Source organism: Bradyrhizobium huanghuaihaiense (genome assembly GCF_007830635.1).
Classification (GTDB): domain Bacteria; phylum Pseudomonadota; class Alphaproteobacteria; order Rhizobiales; family Xanthobacteraceae; genus Bradyrhizobium; species Bradyrhizobium huanghuaihaiense.
This window is the reverse complement of record NZ_VLLA01000096.1, coordinates 1-1533: the sequence shown is the minus strand read 5'-3', so window position 1 is coordinate 1533 and position 1533 is coordinate 1. Positions and strand designations below refer to the sequence as shown.

General features: G+C 56.3%; 1 protein-coding gene and 1 pseudogene. One reads left to right on the top strand and one right to left on the bottom strand.

From position 1 onward, the window contains the following. A pseudogene (locus IQ16_RS44945) lies at window positions 1-81 on the top strand (IS5/IS1182 family transposase); the annotation flags it as partial. Window positions 82-664: 583 nt separating this feature from the next. Here the strand turns inward: IQ16_RS44945 and IQ16_RS44935 are convergent. Next, window positions 665-1480, bottom strand: a complete 816-nt coding sequence (locus tag IQ16_RS44935) for a YopT-type cysteine protease domain-containing protein (RefSeq protein ID WP_018642937.1) — start codon at window positions 1478-1480, stop codon at window positions 665-667. Between the last annotated feature and the right edge of the window lie 53 nt (window positions 1481-1533).

Sequence of the window (1533 nt, the reverse complement as noted above, 5' to 3'; positions counted from 1 at the left end):
GCCACGCGATATGACAAGCTCGCCCGTAATTTTTTGGCCGCTGTTCATCTCGCCGCTCTCGTCGCATATTGGCTCAATTGAGTCTGGACCCTAGATTAGCGACCAGCGCCGGGGTGCATTCTGTGGCGCCGCCCGCAGCGGCGCAATCGCTGGAGTCGCGCCCCTCAGGTCCTGCAGGGAGCACCCTGGCAATTTGGAAAACTCCGACGCTTTCACCGTTCGAAGATAAGGTGCCTTGTCAATCAAGACTTTGGCTTTTCAGGATGAAGCTGCTTGTAAGAGTCACAGCTGGACCAATATCGATGCGCCGGCTTTGCGTGCTTCAAAGTTGATGTCGTGGAAAGTCATATTCTGCGCACAGTCGGTCTGGATCAAGCGCGTGGTTCGATAGCGGACGGCATGGATTGTCGCCGCAGCAATTGTTTCTTGGCGACGTCAGTTGAGCAAACCGCAGGCGGCCATTGCGAAACAGAATTGCAATTTGTGCCGACCGTCATGGATAGCGGGGTGCCGCCCCCCCGCTTTCGATGCCGGCACAATCGCAAGCCGGCACGCAGCCGCCTATCCGCTGCAGATTTGCCCCCGCCGCGACCGAACGCAAGCGCCGGCCGACGCATCCGCGCCTTCACAGAAGGCGTCAATCACCGCGGCCTGAAGGCCCAACTCACTGCATCCTTTGCGTCGTGATTGTCGACAAATGCTGCCCGTTGGGATTCCTGTAACGATTGGCGAGGCTTTGTAACAATGAAGCCATCTGGTCAGGATCTGATCGAACAGTAAATTCTCCATAGTTAGGGTCGAAAAGCGTGGTCGTTCCATTCGAGGCCGACGTCGCCACTGTGTGGGCGCCGCCTTCAGCGAAATACAAGCTGAGTAAATGGTTCGATCCGTCTTCATTGATTTCGTTCACCATGGACTTGACGTTCGAAGACTTGCCGAATGCGAATCTCTTCTCTTCTCCAGCCGGTTCCAAGTCTGCTTCCTCCAAAATGGTATTTTGTGCCTGAAGGTCGGCCTGAGAAGATCCTGCTCCCCTGCTTCGTAACTGATCCTTAAGACCTTGATATTGCTGCTGCCGTTCAGCCGCTGAGGCGTGCGTTTGCGATCCGGGTGTAAGCGCACTCATTCGGGTTGATGGGCTGTTGCTAAGATTGCGGAACCACTCCGCAGTCAGCCCGACGCAGATGCCGTCCACATTCGCATCACGCAGGTCGGCCGTTCTGTATTCGAACAAGGAGGTGGCCGGACTCTCTGGAGAGGATGTACTGGGTTCGGAGGCGCTAGAGGTTTGAACGTTTGCATCCAAGGTATGTGGCTTGCTGCAGCAGGCCCCCATCTTGTCAGGCAACTCCCCCGATCGTGAGCTCCACTGGGGCGCGAGATCTGCAAGTGTTTCTGTAAAGCTGCCGCTATCCACCGACTGGCTCGGTTCGTCAGTTTGGCTAGTGCGTGTAGATGAGCCACCGATTCGATCATACATGACGATTCACCTCTCTGTGCTACAGAGCTGGCCCCGGTTGTTTGGACAGCGCC